This is a genomic window from Aerococcus viridans (genome assembly GCF_002083135.2).
GTDB lineage: Bacteria > Bacillota > Bacilli > Lactobacillales > Aerococcaceae > Aerococcus > Aerococcus viridans_C.
Window position 1 is genome coordinate 1874951 of the sequence record NZ_NBTM02000001.1, and the last position, 15818, is coordinate 1890768.

The following is a 15818-nucleotide window of genomic DNA, read 5'->3' on the forward strand; positions in this document are numbered from 1 at the left end:
CATAAATACGAATAACAGGTCAGGTATTTTCAAATGCATGGACCTTTTCCCGGAAAAGGGCATTTGCTTCCGCAAGTTAAATAATGAATGATACAATAGAGAAAATGTTTTAGGGAGGCACACACTATGCAAAAAATATTAGCCATTGCAAACCTTGTAAAGGATTGGCAAATCGATGATATCAAAGACTTAGCAAGCGATTACCAGGTGAAAATGGCGGATCAATTGACCGACGCAGACTTCCCCAATATTGAAATCCAATATGGTTGGAATGCGGATTTAGCTGAAAAATATGCAGCAAATGGTTATGATAGCCTTCGCTGGATTCAAGTCCAATTCGCTGGCATCAATCAATTGCCTAAAGAAATTATCACTGATGAAAAGATTCAAATCACTAACATGAGTGGGATTCATGCGATACCGATCGCAGAGACCGTTTTTGGTTACATCTTGAACTACTACCGTAGTCTACATATTTATAAGGTGCGTGAAGAAAACCAACAATGGGAATATGCCCAACATATGTCCTTACCTGGAAAGAAAATGGTTGTGTTTGGTGCTGGTAATGTAGGAAAAGAAATCGCCCGTATTGGCCAAGCATTCGGTTTAGAAACAGTCGGCGTGAATACATCAGGACACGATGTAGACTATTTTAATCAAACGGTTAAAACAGCGGACGGTTTTGAACACGTGACTGACGCCAACATTATCGTCAATGTTCTTCCTGAAACTGCTGCCACACAAAACGTGTTTGACGCAGCTTATTTCAGTCGCCAGGAAAAGCAACCTTTATTTATTAATGTAGGTCGTGGCTCAGCCATTGTAGACCAAGACTTAATTGAAGCTATCGATAAAGGTGACATTGCCTATGCGGCTCTCGATGTCTTTAGAGAAGAACCCTTGCCAGCAGACAATCCTTTCTGGACCCATAGCAAGATTGATGTGACCCCGCATATGACAGGTCAAGTAGAACACTTTGCCGTAGAGACTTACAAGATATTCCAAGCAAACTTAAGATCTTACACGGAAGATGACGATTTATCAGTCAATGTCGTTTCAAAAGAAAAAGGCTATTAAATTACAACAAATCAAATAGACAATAAAAGCATTTGTCTTCCCAAATTATCGGAATAGCAAATGCTTTTTTGATTTTATTTTGCTTTTATTTAGCGTTTAGCGTAACTGGAGGTAGCCCTTCAAATTTGCCTACATAAACGCCTGGTTGAATGACTTTCGGCATATTAACGGCACCAGAAGCCACAAACATGCCTGGTTCAATAGCTTGGCCTGTTTCAGCTAATTTTTGTGCCAACCATCGGACTGAATAAGCTGGGTGGCCCATCACCTCTTTTGAAGAACCTTGGGTGTATGGTTGACCATCTACTGTTACTGTCCCCATCACGTCATCAATTTCTTCGTAGGTCCGTTTGACATATTCACCGGCTACTACACCGGCGTTAGCTGCCCCATCGGCAATCAATTCAAATTTTGAAATGTTCCCGTACCAATTGTCATACCGGCAATCAGGAATTTCATAGCCTGTCGCCACCTTACATTTAGACATAATAGTTTCCACTGAATCGTCAGGCGAAATGGTTTCTTCAGCCTTGAATATGATTTCAAATTCTAACAAAGGACCCATAAATTTGCTCAAGTCCAGATCCGAACCCCAAACACCTTTGTCTGTCATGACGCCGTATAAAGGCGTTGTGGTCTTAAAAAATGATTGCTGAATTTTTGCTGACAGGGAGATTTTATAACCTGCAACCTTTTCACCAGCCTCTTTTCTTAAATCTAAAACAGCTTGTTGCACTCGGTAGCCGTCTTCTTCGTTGACGATACCAAATTTCCCGTATTGTACCGGCACTTTTTCATTGTCTGCTTGGTATAGGGTCTTACTTGCGTGAATAATTTCTTGATCCATCATAAGCTTTTTCTCCTTAGAATTACATGGCGTCTGAAGCGCCACCGTCAATATTGACAGCTGCACCACTTACATATGAGGCGGCATCTGAAGCAAGGAAGCTAATCACTTTAGCAGCTTCTGTTGTTTCACCAACACGGCCCATTGGCGTATGCGTATCTTTGGCTTTTTGTTTTGAAAACTCTTCCCAAGTTGGATTTTCTGGGTCATTTTGCCACATCTTCTCAACCTGTTCACTGCGGATATAACCAATACATACCGCATTTGCACGAATATTGTATTCACCGTATTCCTTACTCAATTCTTTGATCACCGCTAAACCAGCTGATCGCGCCGGAGATGTCGGTACAGACTTAGGACCTGGCGTTTTACCAGAATTAGAAACCACGCTAATAATTGAACCTGAAGCTTGTTTACGCATATAAGGCAATACTTCACGGGTAAAATTCGCCACACCAATAATTTTGATTTCCAAGTCAAATCGCCATGCATCATTATCCACTTCTTCAAATGAGCCCGCTCTGTGGCCACCCGCATTGTTCACTAAGATATCGATAGTCCGGTATTTGGTTGCTGTATCTGCAATCGCTTTTTGGACAGCCGGTAAATCTGTGACGTCAGCTACTGCGTAATCCACTTCAACCCCTGTTGCTTCCTTAATGGCTGTTTGTGCCTCAATTAATCTGTCTTCGTGGCGGGCTGTAATTACAACTTGTGCGCCTTCCTCAGCAAGTGTTTTCGCTGTTTCAAATCCGATACCTCTACTTGCCCCTGTAATGACTGCTACTTTACCTTTTAGTCCTAAATCCATCAAAACCGCTCCTTCATCTTTTAAGATCTTATTGATTTGAAAAAAGGCTCCACTCAACTTCCAGACTTGTATTATTCTATATTACTTTAGCTATCACCTAATAAAAAAACGACGACCGTTGACAGGCCGCCGTTTCATTAGCTAGAGCCCGCTTCACGTGGAAAAGGACTCTCCTAGAGAAGAATCCTACTTAGCTAATAATAATAAATCTTTTTTTAGATTAAATGGAGACGCAACAAATACGCCAGCATGCATGATATATTTGGAAGATATTCTAAATTGGCGCATTGTTGTCACTCCTTTCAAATTACTAACTACAATTTATCAAAAATAAGATGTAATTGCAAGGCATTTTTAATTTATTTTTAATTGTCTTCTCATTTAATGTGCGAGTGCTAAAATTTTGGTCAACAAAAAAGGAAGCCCGAAGACTTCCCTTTAAGATCTAGATTGATTAACCTAAATATTTTTTTGCTACTGTTTGGATTGCATTACCATCCGCTTGACCTTTAAATTTGGCCACAGCAGTTTGCATGACTTTACCAAAATCCTTCATAGATGTAGCGCCAACTTCGTCAATGACTTGTTTGACTCCTTCGTCCAATTCAGCTTCTGATAATTGTGCAGGCAAGTATGCTTCGATAATCGCAATTTCAGCAACTGCGTTATCTGCTAATTCTACATGGTCTGCTTGACGGAATTCTGCTTCCGACTCTTTTCGTTGCTTCAACTCACGAGCCAAAAGTTCAATTTCTTCATCTTCAGACAATGCACTTCCCTTATTAATTTCAGCATTTTGAACTGCTGCTTTTAACATACGGATAACAGATAACTTAAATTTATCTTTAGCTTTCATGGCTACCTTCATATCGGTATTTAGTTGGTCTAATAACGCCATGATCCGCCTCCTTTATCGCAAGGTAAACGATTAGAATTTACGTTTACGAGCCGCTTCAGATTTTTTCTTACGTTTTACTGAAGGTTTTTCGTAGAATTCACGTTTACGTGCTTCTTGTATTGTGCCAGATTTTGAAACTGAACGTTTGAAGCGACGAAGAGCGTCGTCAAGTGATTCGTTTTTACGAACTACAGTTTTTGACATGACATTTCCCTCCCCTCGTTACTACAAATCGTTCTTTCATACTTGAAAAAACGTTCTAGTGAATTATACGCCATTATATTTATAAAGTCAATTATCCTAAGGTAAATTTGTAAAGAATTGTGTTATTTACAAGTGATCATGACCTAAGTATTCATAAGGGAAAATGCCCCGGTCCTCAACAGGTCAAAGCTTACTTTCTTGGTCGGTATTGTATCCGCGAAAAAAGAGCTAGAAATTCTTCTCTAGCCCCTTTTACAGAAAAATTTACCTTACTGACATTCACTACAAAGTCCTTGTAATTCAATTGTATGGCTGACAAATTCACAGCCTGGTAATTGATCGGCGAAGAATGTCATGGGGCAAGAATTGATTGGAATCGTCTTGCCGCAATTTGTGCATATAAAATGATGATGGTGTCCTAAATGTGGATCACAGTGTTTTCTAAAGACCATCTCCCCGTTAACTTCAGAGGTTTCAAGGAAGTGGTGGTCTTCGAATAATTTTAAGTTACGATAAATGGTATCGAATGAAATACCTGGATATAAGTTTTCTAATCGTTGTTGCACTTCTTTGGCGCTTAGAAAATAGGCCCCTTCTTCGTCAAAGACGTTTAACATGTCAGCGCGTTTCTTGGTGTATTTAAAACCAGCTTCATGTAGGACTTGCATGGACTCGTCTACAAAATTCATAGTTATCACTCCAGTTCCTACTTATTCTAACACGGATTGATTACGATTTGAAGCCATAATCATTGGGCTGTGTTGTATCAAATTGACGGATTTGCGACTCAATATGCGCACGGTTTTCTTCTAAGAATGGTGGTAATGATAATGACTCACCTAAAGTTTCATATGGTTCGTCACCCATGAAACCTGGTCCATCAGTCGAGATTTCAATCAAGATGTCACCGATACGTGCGTATAAAGCTTCAAAGAAGAAACGATCGACTAAACCTGAACTTGGTAGACCGATTTGTTGATACTTGTTGACCCAATGTTGGATGGCATCGTGGTCAGCGACACGAAATGATACGTGGTGAACTTCACCGTATCCTTGTAATCCAGGTGGTGTCACTAAGTCTTTACGTAAGATAACTTGACCACCGTTACCACCCTCGCCTACTTCATATAGGGCTTCTAGGCCATCGTCTGACAATTGTTTCATGCCATAGATTTGTTCAAGAATTTTCCCAAAGTCTTCATAATAAGATACTGAAATTTCGATTGGTCCTAATCCGTAAATCGCTTTGTCTTTTGGGACCGGACCATTTTTCCAAGGCTTACCAGCTGCAACACCCTCGTTATTTTCATCTGAGAAGATTTGTAGGCGTTGACCGTCAAAGTCTTCAAAGCGTAAAACTTTCTTACCGTAAACTTCTTTAATTTCTTCCGTCTTCACATCAAATGATTTCAACCGTTCTTCGTAGTAAGCTAAGGCTGCATCATTTGGTACACGTAAGCCGATACGAGAAATTGAGTTTGTTCCATAGTAACCACTTGGCACGCCCGGGAAGTCAAAGAATGTTAAATCTGTACCCGCGTTTCCTTCATCATCTGAGAAGAAGGTATGGTAGGTGTGAATGTCATCTTGGTTAACTGTTTTCTTAACTAAACGCATGCCCAAAACGCCTGCATAAAATTGATAGTTCTTTTCCGCGCTTGAAGTAATAGCTGTTACGTGGTGAATGCCTAATAAATCTGTTGACATAATTATTGCTCCCTTTTAATGAAATATCTTTTAAGTTTTTATATTTCGAATTAGTATTATTAATATATCATGTTTTTGTTTCGAATTCAAAGTGTTTTTATCTTAGATTCTTCTGACACATTATATATGATAGAATAAACTTAATATATAGATTATTGGAGGCAAAAAGATGAGCCAAGACACACCACAAAAGCCAAAATATTTCCTGATTTCGGATGCAGTTGGATCGCTAGTGAATGATATTTTCCAAAGCGTGTCCGTTCAATTTCCATCCGTTGATTTTGATATCACCAATTATCCTTTCATCCAACACGACGACATGCTGCTCCCCATTTTAAAACAGGCAAAAATTGAAAAAGCATCCATCGTTGCTTCTTTCATCAATAAAGACCTTAATAAAATTGCGGAAGATTATTGTGAAATGGCGGGGATTTTCTACTTGAATGTCCTTGACAAATTAATGGATCAGATTGTGAGTCAAACAAATGTGAAACCGTCCGGAAAACCGGGTATTCGCCACCAACTTGACGATGAATACTACAAACGAATTGAGGCCTTAGAGTTTGCTGTCAATAACGATGACGGCCAACAACCTAAACGCTTTATCGACGCGGATATCGTTTTATTAGGGATTTCTAGAACGTCTAAAACGCCATTAAGTATGTATCTTGCGAATATGGGTTATAAGGTGGCCAACCTGCCGTTAGTCCCAGAATCTAGGATCCCAGATATTATTTATGAAATTGAGCGGTCAAAAATTATTGGTTTGACCAATGACGTCAATGTTTTAAATAAATTTCGTCGCGAACGTATGCGGTCATATGGGATTGAAAATGCCAGTCTGTATACAGATGATGCCCGCATTGAAAAAGAATTGGCCTACGCCAACAAACTATACGAAGAGTTGAATTGTCCAGTCATCAACGTCGCTGACCGGTCAATTGAAGAAACTGCCACTTTAATCATCATGTTCTTCAACTCAAGAAAAACTCCAGGGTGAGAGAGCCGACGTTCAGACAGGATCATTGGAAATTTAAGGCAGTAGATGGCGAAGTCAGCTACAACTTAAACTGAAATGCATTCCTGTCTGGAGGCTCAAACCCGACTAGGGTGAGAACGAGACCGCTCAGCTTAAAATAATACTATAAAATAAAAAAACAGCGCCATGCTTGTCATGAGCGCTGTTTTTCAATGTATTTATTGTTTGATCATCATTTTCATTTCTTGGACTAATTTTTCAATAGATTCAATATTCAATTCATCCATGCGTGCTGGCAAGCCTTCGATGATTTCCTTGCAGACCATCGGGTTGGCGTAGTTAGCTGAACCAACTTGGACTGCTGTTGCACCAGCGATGATCATTTCTAAAACATCGTCGATACTTTCAATCCCACCTACCCCAATAATTGGAATATCTACTACTTGAGCAACTTGACGAACCATGCGTAAGGCTACATATTTCACTGAAGCACCGGATAAACCGCCTGTTATGCCACCTAAAATAGGTTGTCTTGTCTCCAAGTCAAATGTTTGACCAGTAATCGTATTGATCATGACGATAGCATCTGCACCTGCAGCTTCTACTGCTTTGGCAATCGCCGTAATGTCCGTTACGTTTGGCGTTAATTTTACATATACAGGTAAGTCTGTTGCTGCTTTGACTTGTTTTGTTAGATCAGCGGCTACTTCTGGATCTGTCCCAAATTGAAGACCACCTAACTTAACATTCGGGCAAGAGATATTTAACTCTATTGCTTTAACATTTTCAGGCTGTGATAAGGCTCTTGTAGCTTCTACATAGTCTTCTACAGTTGAACCTGCTACACTTTGGATAATAGGCACATCAAATTGAGCTAAATAGGGTAATCTTTCCGCTAGGACGCCTTCAACACCTGGGTTTTTTAAGCCAACTGAATTTAAAATACGTTCGCCAGAGTGGAAGTAGCGTGGATTTGGATTCCCTTTTCTCACTTCAACAGTTGTCGATTTGTCCACTATAGCCCCTAAGATACTTAAGTCATATTTGTCCGCGAACCCTTCACCATAGCCGAAACAGCCTGATGCCGGCATAATAGGGTTCTTCAATTCTAAACCTGGTAATTTCACACTTAAACGTGACATAATAGCCTCCTTCAATAAGCTTTACTTGGATTATTTTTGCTCGTAAACAACTTCCCCTTGGAAAACGGTCAAGGCACACATACCGTACACTTCTTCACCGTTGAATGGCGTAACTTGTGATTTTGACAAGTAGTCAGCAGGATCAATTGTATAAGCTTGGTCTAAGTCGAAAACGGCAATATCTGCTGGACTGTCAACTGCGAGTATAGCAGGTGTTAAACCGAAAACTGCTGTCGGTGCAGTTGCCATTTTTTCTAATAAAAATGCTAGCGATATTATGCCAGTTTTTACAAAGTTTGTGTACATCACTGCGAAAGCCGTTTCAATACCCACAATCCCAAATGGTGAATGCATAAAACCGTTCGCCTTTTCAGCTAAGGTATGGGGTGCGTGGTCAGTTGCGATCATGTCTAAAGTCCCGTCTAAAAGCCCTTCTAATAAAGCTGCTTGGTCTTCTTCCCCGCGTAAAGGTGGGTTCATCTTGTATGTTGCGTCATCTGAAGGAATATCCAGTTCATTTAAGATTAAGTGATGAGGTGCCACTTCGGCTGTTACATGTACACCGCGTGCTTTGCCGTCGCGAATTGCAGCAACAGATGCTTTAGTAGATACATGACAAACGTGGTAATGAACGCCAGTTTCTTCCGCTAAATGGATATCACGGGCAATTTGGCTTGATTCAGTTGCGTTCAATATACCAGGTAAGCCTAATTCCTTGTTTTTAATCCCTTCATGCATCACGCCACCAAACAATAGACTTTCGTCTTCCGTATGGGCAACGATTGGCTTACCTACACGTGCCGCTTCTTTCATAGCCAAGTACATAGTGCCGGCTGTTTGAACCCCAAACCCGTCATTGGTAAAGGCAAAGGCTTCTGGCATATTTTCCATGTCGACTAAGTCATCTGATTTAAGGTTACCTGTAATTGGTGCATATTGTAAGACTTCAATAACTGCATCTTGGTCAATCAATTCTTGGATAGCTGTTAATTTTTCTGGCGTATCAGGTGCTGGATTCAAGTTAGGCATGGCTGCAACGCGAGTAAATCCACCCCGAGCTGCTGCTCGACTACCAGTTAAAATGGTTTCTTTATCTTCAAAACCTGGTTGGCGGAAGTGAACATGGACATCTGTCAATCCTGGTGTGACTAATTTCCCCGCCACATCAATCACCTGGTCAGTATCCGCAACGTCGAAATCTAATTGCTCGCTAACTGCGACAATCTTTTTGCCGTCAATTTTTAAATGAACGTCTACTAGTTGACTATCTTTTGTAACCTGTTTACCATTTGTGATTATTAAGCTCATCATATCTTCCTTTCAATACCCATTCCAAAATTGCAATACGCGCATATACCCCGTTGGACATTTGTGAAACAATCCGACTCTTCTCGCATTCGATCAATTCATCCGCAATTTCCACGTCCCGGTTAACTGGTGCTGGGTGCATGATAATGGCGTGGTCTTTCATGGTTTGGAATCGTTCACGCGTTAAACCGAATTGTTCATGGTAGTCTGCCTTTTCAAAAGGCTTGTCCCCGTTTGGATGGCGTTCCAATTGAACCCTCAACATCATCACGACATCAGCCCTTTTCACAGCGTCGTCAACTGACATCCACTCACCATATTTTTCATAACGCTTATCAAAGTATTGGTCTGGCCCAGCAAAAATGACATTCGCCCCTAGTTGATTTAGCATCATCATATTAGAAACGGCTACCCTTGAGTACATGATATCACCAATAATAGCGATATTTAGGTCTCTAAAATCACCGAATTCTTCGTAAATAGTCATAATATCAAGTAAAGATTGGGATGGATGTTGACCTGCTCCTGAACCCGCGTTAACCACCTGCACATCAAGGTTAACCAGTTGGTCAGGATAGTTAGCGTCAGGATGGCGGATAACCACAACGTCGGCCCCGATTGCTTGCATGGTCAAGACTGAGTCGTATAAAGACTCCCCTTTATTAACAGATGACGTTGTTACGTCAAAATTCATCTGATGCATGCCAATTTTGTGTTCAGCCATCTCAAAACTCATTTTAGTTCGCGTTGAATTTTCAAAGAACATATTGACGATCGTTCGGTCGCTCTTAAAGCTGTCCCGTCCATGTTTAAAGTCAGACGCTCGCCTCACTAACATCATAAATTCTTCATTGGTAAATTGTTCTACAGATAAGAAATGTCGCATTCATATACCTACTTTCATCGAAAAAAGTGCTTGCAGATCCAAGTCTACAAGCACTTCGCTAGGTGAATACACTGGTACCACAAAAACCAGTTCACATAGAAAAATTACTTGTAGCCTCTCGGACCCACTTAAAGCAATACACTACGCCTATTTAATTAAAACCTCGTCTTTATCATCTACTTCATTTAAAGCCACAACCACATCTTCTTCGCGAGCAGTTGGGATATTTTTCCCGACAAAATCTGCACGGATTGGGAATTCTCTATGTCCACGATCAACTAAAACTGCTAAGGCAATCTCAGCTGGACGACCTAGGTCAACACAAGCATCTAAAGCAGCGCGCGTTGTACGGCCAGTATATAAAACATCATCTACTAAGATGACTTTTTTACCCGTTAAATCTGTCCCACTTTTTGCCACTTGAATAGCTTCTTTTGCGTCATCGCGGTAACCATCGATATTGATTTTTTCGACAGAAATAGCGCCTTCGATTTCTTCAATCTTAGCAGCTAGACGTTCAGCTAAGGGGACCCCTCTCGTTTCAATCCCCACTAGTACTAAATTATCGATCCCTTTATAACGTTCAATAATTTCATGAGATAAACGTGTTAAAGCACGGCTAATTTCTTTTTCATTCATAATCACTTTTACCATGGTATGACCTCCATTATTTGCTTAAGTAAGAAAAAAGACTACTTCCCTGCTTGCGTGCGCAAAAAGAAGTAGTCTTTCCCCATTCGGTTAAAAACTAGACGTGTCATGCCTTCTTCGTCTCTCTGGACGCAAGTTAAAGGTTTTCATTTATTTTCATTATTATAACGCACCTAACATAAAAATCAAGCGTTATTCAATGGGTGCGAGAAGCGGCGTGGTTTTCATTAGCAATGTAACACAAAAGGTGTAGCGTTTCATCTACACCTTTTGTCAATTATTAAATCGCGTTTTCTTCAAATAACATGGCAAATTGTCCTAGTGAAATGACATTTGTATCTGTAAAGTAATCCATGAAATTTTGACGTTTGTTTGAGAAGACAACCATCAAACCTAAAAACGGAATTGTCGTTAAAATGACTTTTCCTAAACCTTCACGAACCAGACAAGTCATAAAAGATAACTTGTATTGTTTGTTGGTTACAACTTGAAGACCTAATAAACCTTTGCCAATCGTTTGGCCATTGGTAAAGAATGTTGACAAGGTAAAGTAGGCAATTAAGACAAATTGATCGACTAGGAAAGTTGCTGCAGCTGGTAATGTGCTATAAGTACCTTGTGTTACTGCATTTAAAACACCTGTAACTAGTAAACGTAGGGCATATACCATCAGTAAATCGATTAAGAAGGCAACCAAACGAATCCAGAAACCGCCATATAGATTACGAGCATAGCCTGAAGCAATATCTGATTCTAGGTTACGGCGATAATTTGAAAAGATTTCTTGCGGCGAAGCCTGCAAAGATTTAATCTTTCGTTCGCGACGTTTTTCTTTAAAATCTGTTTCAACTGACCCTTCATAAAGACGTTCATTTAGCTTTGGCAATTCAACACTTTCTAGATTGTCCTTAGCTTTTCTACGACGTTTAAACATCTTATTCACCTCCGTACATGTAATAGAATTGAGGTGTTGAGGTATCTTCTAAAACCTCTAAAATTTGCGTCATCTCATCCGCTGTATTGGTTTCTGATTGACCAGTAAATAAGTTTTTCTCAGCTAATAGTGACATAAAATCAGTCATCCATGAGGTAGCAGATGTAGGTGTATAGTTCATAACGGTAGCTGTTTCAAGGTTGTTGTCAGCTCTTAAGGCTGCTAAAGCATCTTCCTCATAGCCAATTTGGTCAGCTAAGCCATTTTCCACGGCTTGACTTCCTGAATAAATACGGCCATCAGCTAATTTTTTCACGTCATCAGTTGACATACCGCGACCATTTGCTACGATTTCGACAAAACGGCTGTATTTCTCTTGAATGAAAGAATTTAAGACGTCTTTTTCTTCATCAGAAGCGCCTCTAAATGATGAACCCATATCTTTCAATGCGCCTGATTTATAGGTATCCATAGATAACCCATGCTCTTCCATAAAGCCTGAGAAGTTCGGCACTTGTATGATGACACCAATTGAACCAGTAGTTGTTTCACTATCCGTATAGATTTGGTCACCAACCATTGAAATCATATAACCACCTGAAGCAGCCATTTGCCCCATAGAAACATAAATTGGGATTTCACGGCTTTCTTTTAAATCAAGTAAGGCATTATATAATTCTGTACTTTCGTATACCCCACCACCTGGTGAATTGACGGTTAATAATAGTGCTTGAACGTCATCATTTTCTTTAATTTCTTCAATAGAATCCAGGATACCTTGGTAATCCATCCCTTCAGAAAAAGAACCTGACCCAGAGTTGTCCGCAATCGTTCCATCGACTTCTAACACCGCTACCTGACGGTTTGCGTCCCCTGCTTCAATAATATTTTGCGCGCTTGAAAAGGCATTTGATCCTTCAGAAAGCAAATTATTGATATTGGTTTGGCTAGTCAATTGGCTACCAAAAGCACCCAGTGCGAGGATAATAACAGCAACAATTGCTAATATCCATGATTTTTTACTCATTAACTTAATCCTCCTCCAAATAAAAAAGTAAATATATGTCTAAGTATATTCTACCATACGACATATATTTACTCTTCAAGATTATTAGATATGACAATTCAAGTTTCCGATGATCATTAAAAAAATGGCCCTGAGGCCATTTTTTTATACTTAATCAAAATCAATTGTAGTGACTGATAGTGATAATTCTTCTAATTGTTGTTCTGATACTTGGCTTGGTGCTTCTGTTAGTGGGTCAAATGCACGACCATTTTTAGGGAAGGCAATCACTTCACGGATGTTTTCTTCACCAGCTAATAACATTACTAAACGGTCTAGACCTAAAGCTAATCCGCCGTGTGGTGGGAAACCGTAGTCTAAAGCATTTAATAGGAAACCGAACTGAGAAGTTGCAGATTCTTCTGTAAAGCCTAAAGCTTTGAACATTTGCATTTGCATTTCTTTTTGGTAGATACGTAATGATCCGCCACCGATTTCGTAACCATTTAAAACGATATCGTAAGCTTGCGCGTATACGTCTTCTGGGTTTTCAGCTAATTTATCCACGTCTTCCTCGTTAGGCATAGTGAATGGGTGATGCATTGCGTTGAAGCGTTTTGTATCTTCATCATACTCAAGTAACGGCCAGTTTGTTACCCATAGGAAGTTGAATTGGTTTTTGTCCATTAAGTCTAATTCGCGACCGAATTTCAAACGGATTTCAGATAATGATTGGTTTACAACTGACTCTTTATCTGCAACGAATACTAAGACGTCACCAGTTTCAGCTTGTAAACGGTCCATTAATGGTGCAGGATTGTCTTTAAAGAATTTACCAATTGGACCAGATAAACCTTCGTCAGTCACTTTAATCCAAGCCACACCTTTAGCACCGTATGTAGAAGCAAATGGTGTTAAGTTATCCAAGTCTTTACGAGAGTAATTGTCACCAGCACCTTTGATATTGATAGCTTTAACGATGCCACCTTTTTCAATTGCTTGGTTGAATACTTTAAATTCATATTGGTCAACGATATCAGAAATTTCCACTAATTCTAAACCAAAACGAGTATCTGGCTTGTCGTTACCGTAACGTGCCATTGCATCGTCATAAGTAATGATTGGGAAGTTTTCAGTGATATCAATGTTTTTAGTGCGTTTCACAACTGTTTTCAACATACCTTCAACTAAATCACGAATTTCTTCTTGTGTTAGGAAAGTTGTTTCTAAATCGATTTGCGTAAATTCTGGTTGACGGTCTCCACGTAAATCTTCATCACGGAAACAACGAACAACTTGGTAGTAACGGTCCATACCGGCAGACATCAACAATTGTTTAAATAATTGTGGAGATTGCGGTAATGCATAGAATTCACCTGGATGTACACGAGATGGTACTAAGTAGTCACGCGCACCCTCTGGCGTAGATTTTGTTAAGTAAGGTGTTTCTACTTCGATAAATTCTTGATCATCTAAGTAACGATGGATTGTTGATACTACTTGATGACGTAATTTCATGTTGTTCGCCATTTTTGGACGACGTAAATCTACGTAACGGTATTTCATACGAATTTCGTCGTTTACATCAATGTCATCTTCAACTGGGAATGGTGGTGTTTTTGAAATGTTTAAGATTGTTAAATCAGAAACCATTACTTCAATGTCCCCAGTTTTAATTTTTGGGTTCGCTAATCCTTCACCACGTAAAACAACTTCACCAGTTACCTCAATCACGTACTCAGAACGTAAACGTTCAGCCTCAGCGAATTGGTTGCCTAAGTTTTCAACGTTGAATACAGCTTGAACGATACCCTCGCGGTCGCGTAAATCAACAAAGATTACCCCACCTAGGTCACGACGTTTTTGTACCCATCCTTTTAATGTTACAGTTTGTCCAACGAATTCGTTAGACACATTTCCACAATACACACTACGTTGCATTATATGCAGCTCCTTTTATTTTAAATTACTTTTCTCTATTTTTAAAAATGACTATTATTGGTTTAACTCTTGGTAAATGCTAGCAAAATCATCCGCAAATTTTTCTAGCGGGTAGGCTGCTTCTTTACCAGAGACCATGTGTTTGATAGTAATTTGGTTATTTTCCAATTCAGATTCCCCAATAGTAACAACCAAGTCTGCACCTAGTTTATTGGCATCTCTAAATTGTTTTTTAGGTTTGGCACCCGAGAAGTTTCGGTCAGCTGAAAAACCAGCATGACGAACATGTTGCAAGACTTTCATTGCTGCTTCATCCGTACCGTCTCCGATATTCACTACATAAACGTCAAGTTCATGCATGGCTGGTACTTGGACTTCTTGCGCCTTCATCAATAAGATTAAACGCTCGATTCCTAAACCGAAACCAAAGCCTGGAGCAGATTCTTTACCATCTGAAATCTCTTGAACTAGACCATCATAGTTACCCCCACCACAAATTGTTGATTGGGCACCAAAGACTTTGTCTTCAGACATGATTTCAAAGATTGTGTCTTGATAGTAGTCTAAACCACGTACCATATTTGGATCGATTTCAAATTCAATACCTAAGGCTGTCAATAAAGATTGCACTTCATTAAATCGTTTAGTTGATTCTTCAGAAAGGTAATCTAAGATTGATGGCGCATTGGCCACCATTTCGATATCTTTTTTATCTTTTGAATCCAATACACGTAACGGATTTTTATGTAGACGTGTTTTCGAATCTTCAGATAATTCATCCGTAAATGGTGTTAGATAGTCTATTAGAGCTTGGCGGTAAGCAAGTCGCGAACTGGTGTCCCCTAATGAATTGATCACTAGCTTGATATGTTGGATATTTAGCGATTTAAATAGATCCATTGCTAAAGCAATCGTTTCTACATCTTTGGCAGCATTTGCTTCCCCAAATACTTCAACCCCAATTTGGTGGAATTGGCGTAAACGGCCGCTTTGTGGTCTTTCATAACGGAACATTGGTCCCATATAATAAACTTTATAAGGTTTCACCTGTTCAGGTGCGTATAATTTATTTTCCACATATGCCCGGACGATTGGTGCTGTCCCCTCTGGTTTCAAGGCAATATGACGGTCACCCTTGTCATAAAAGTCATACATTTCTTTAGACACTACATCTGTTGTTTCTCCTACACCACGGGAAAATAATTCATAACTTTCAAACATGGGTGTACGAATCTCAAAATAACGATATTGGTTTAGAATTCTTCTGGCAGTTTCTTCAATATAATGCCATAGATTCATATCTTCAGGTAAGATGTCTGCAGTCCCTTTTGGTCGTTGAATCACAATACCCCTCCTTTAAAATAAAAATAAAAAACTCGCCATTACATTCCAACGATAGGAATATAAGGACGAGTTAACTTCGTGGT

The 15818-nt window shown here is 39.6% G+C and carries 16 protein-coding genes; 2 read left to right on the forward strand and 14 right to left on the reverse strand.

Translation table 11 applies throughout. The features are described 5' to 3' along the window. Positions 1 to 126: 126 nt before the first annotated feature. Positions 127 to 1077 carry a phosphoglycerate dehydrogenase gene (locus A6J77_RS08695; RefSeq protein WP_083070038.1) on the forward strand — a complete coding sequence of 317 codons (951 nt, stop codon included), beginning with the start codon at positions 127 to 129 and terminating at the stop codon, positions 1075 to 1077. Positions 1078 to 1162: 85 nt separating this feature from the next. Here the strand turns inward: A6J77_RS08695 and A6J77_RS08700 are convergent, their stop codons facing one another. The 6 genes from A6J77_RS08700 to A6J77_RS08725 form a co-directional block, all read right to left on the reverse strand. Next, positions 1163 to 1927 carry a 2-keto-4-pentenoate hydratase gene (locus tag A6J77_RS08700; protein WP_083070040.1) on the reverse strand — a complete coding sequence of 255 codons (765 nt, stop codon included), beginning with the start codon at positions 1925 to 1927 and terminating at the stop codon, positions 1163 to 1165. A gap of 19 nt (positions 1928 to 1946) precedes the next feature. Then, positions 1947 to 2735, reverse strand: a complete 789-nt coding sequence (locus tag A6J77_RS08705; RefSeq protein WP_083070041.1) for an SDR family NAD(P)-dependent oxidoreductase — start codon at positions 2733 to 2735, stop codon at positions 1947 to 1949. A 454-nt stretch (positions 2736 to 3189) separates the two neighbouring features. After that, the gene (locus A6J77_RS08710; RefSeq protein WP_083070043.1) at positions 3190 to 3633 is read right to left on the reverse strand and encodes a GatB/YqeY domain-containing protein; all 444 of its coding nucleotides are present in this window, start codon (positions 3631 to 3633) and stop codon (positions 3190 to 3192) included. Positions 3634 to 3663: 30 nt separating this feature from the next. Next, a complete protein-coding gene (rpsU, locus tag A6J77_RS08715; RefSeq protein ID WP_003142732.1) occupies positions 3664 to 3837 on the reverse strand; it encodes a 30S ribosomal protein S21 in 174 nt (57 codons plus the stop codon). 269 nt (positions 3838 to 4106) lie between these two features. Next, complete coding sequence (locus tag A6J77_RS08720) at positions 4107 to 4526, reverse strand: Fur family transcriptional regulator (RefSeq protein ID WP_083070045.1); 420 nt, start codon at positions 4524 to 4526, stop codon at positions 4107 to 4109. Between the two features lie 40 nt (positions 4527 to 4566). Then, positions 4567 to 5544, reverse strand: coding sequence for a ring-cleaving dioxygenase (locus A6J77_RS08725; protein ID WP_083070047.1), 978 nt, complete (start codon positions 5542 to 5544; stop codon positions 4567 to 4569). A gap of 169 nt (positions 5545 to 5713) precedes the next feature. Here A6J77_RS08725 and A6J77_RS08730 point away from each other — a divergent pair, with 169 nt between their 5' ends. After that, positions 5714 to 6544 (forward strand): pyruvate, water dikinase regulatory protein, encoded by an 831-nt coding sequence (locus tag A6J77_RS08730; protein WP_083070048.1) that lies wholly within the window; start codon positions 5714 to 5716, stop codon positions 6542 to 6544. Between the two features lie 197 nt (positions 6545 to 6741). Here A6J77_RS08730 and A6J77_RS08735 read toward each other — a convergent pair whose 3' ends face one another. From A6J77_RS08735 to hisS, 8 genes are all read right to left on the reverse strand, one after another. Continuing rightward, on the reverse strand, positions 6742 to 7665 hold the full coding sequence (locus A6J77_RS08735; protein ID WP_083070050.1) for a dihydroorotate dehydrogenase: 924 nt from the start codon (positions 7663 to 7665) through the stop codon (positions 6742 to 6744). A 30-nt stretch (positions 7666 to 7695) separates the two neighbouring features. After that, positions 7696 to 8973: a dihydroorotase gene (locus tag A6J77_RS08740; RefSeq protein WP_083070051.1), complete on the reverse strand. Its 1278-nt coding sequence runs from the start codon at positions 8971 to 8973 to the stop codon at positions 7696 to 7698. Next, positions 8948 to 9859 carry an aspartate carbamoyltransferase catalytic subunit gene (locus A6J77_RS08745; RefSeq protein WP_083070053.1) on the reverse strand — a complete coding sequence of 304 codons (912 nt, stop codon included), beginning with the start codon at positions 9857 to 9859 and terminating at the stop codon, positions 8948 to 8950. The genes A6J77_RS08740 and A6J77_RS08745 overlap by 26 nt, the downstream gene beginning before the upstream one ends. A 147-nt stretch (positions 9860 to 10006) precedes the next feature. Continuing rightward, positions 10007 to 10513: a bifunctional pyr operon transcriptional regulator/uracil phosphoribosyltransferase PyrR gene (gene pyrR / locus A6J77_RS08750; RefSeq protein ID WP_083070054.1), complete on the reverse strand. Its 507-nt coding sequence runs from the start codon at positions 10511 to 10513 to the stop codon at positions 10007 to 10009. Positions 10514 to 10790: 277 nt separating this feature from the next. Further along, complete coding sequence (locus tag A6J77_RS08755) at positions 10791 to 11444, reverse strand: RDD family protein (protein WP_083070056.1); 654 nt, start codon at positions 11442 to 11444, stop codon at positions 10791 to 10793. A 1-nt stretch (position 11445) separates the two neighbouring features. Beyond that, positions 11446 to 12471, reverse strand: coding sequence for a signal peptide peptidase SppA (sppA, locus tag A6J77_RS08760; RefSeq protein WP_083070070.1), 1026 nt, complete (start codon positions 12469 to 12471; stop codon positions 11446 to 11448). Positions 12472 to 12621: 150 nt separating this feature from the next. Beyond that, positions 12622 to 14394, reverse strand: a complete 1773-nt coding sequence (gene aspS, locus A6J77_RS08765) for an aspartate--tRNA ligase (protein ID WP_026466002.1) — start codon at positions 14392 to 14394, stop codon at positions 12622 to 12624. A gap of 51 nt (positions 14395 to 14445) precedes the next feature. Then, entirely contained in the window at positions 14446 to 15738 is a 1293-nt protein-coding gene (hisS, locus tag A6J77_RS08770; RefSeq protein WP_193756679.1) for a histidine--tRNA ligase, read from the reverse strand. Positions 15739 to 15818 lie beyond the last annotated feature (80 nt).

Coding starts and splice junctions, on each gene's coding strand:
- A6J77_RS08705 (WP_083070041.1), bottom strand. CDS start 2,735: ATGGATTTAGGACTAAAAGGTAAAGTAGCAGTCATTACAGGGGCAAGT.
- A6J77_RS08710 (WP_083070043.1), bottom strand. CDS start 3,633: ATGGCGTTATTAGACCAACTAAATACCGATATGAAGGTAGCCATGAAA.
- A6J77_RS08730 (WP_083070048.1), top strand. CDS start 5,714: ATGAGCCAAGACACACCACAAAAGCCAAAATATTTCCTGATTTCGGAT.
- A6J77_RS08700 (WP_083070040.1), bottom strand. CDS start 1,927: ATGATGGATCAAGAAATTATTCACGCAAGTAAGACCCTATACCAAGCA.
- A6J77_RS08725 (WP_083070047.1), bottom strand. CDS start 5,544: ATGTCAACAGATTTATTAGGCATTCACCACGTAACAGCTATTACTTCA.
- A6J77_RS08740 (WP_083070051.1), bottom strand. CDS start 8,973: ATGAGCTTAATAATCACAAATGGTAAACAGGTTACAAAAGATAGTCAA.
- A6J77_RS08745 (WP_083070053.1), bottom strand. CDS start 9,859: ATGCGACATTTCTTATCTGTAGAACAATTTACCAATGAAGAATTTATG.
- pyrR (WP_083070054.1), bottom strand. CDS start 10,513: ATGGTAAAAGTGATTATGAATGAAAAAGAAATTAGCCGTGCTTTAACA.
- rpsU (WP_003142732.1), bottom strand. CDS start 3,837: ATGTCAAAAACTGTAGTTCGTAAAAACGAATCACTTGACGACGCTCTT.
- A6J77_RS08695 (WP_083070038.1), top strand. CDS start 127: ATGCAAAAAATATTAGCCATTGCAAACCTTGTAAAGGATTGGCAAATC.
- A6J77_RS08720 (WP_083070045.1), bottom strand. CDS start 4,526: ATGAATTTTGTAGACGAGTCCATGCAAGTCCTACATGAAGCTGGTTTT.
- sppA (WP_083070070.1), bottom strand. CDS start 12,471: ATGAGTAAAAAATCATGGATATTAGCAATTGTTGCTGTTATTATCCTC.
- A6J77_RS08735 (WP_083070050.1), bottom strand. CDS start 7,665: ATGTCACGTTTAAGTGTGAAATTACCAGGTTTAGAATTGAAGAACCCT.
- A6J77_RS08755 (WP_083070056.1), bottom strand. CDS start 11,444: ATGTTTAAACGTCGTAGAAAAGCTAAGGACAATCTAGAAAGTGTTGAA.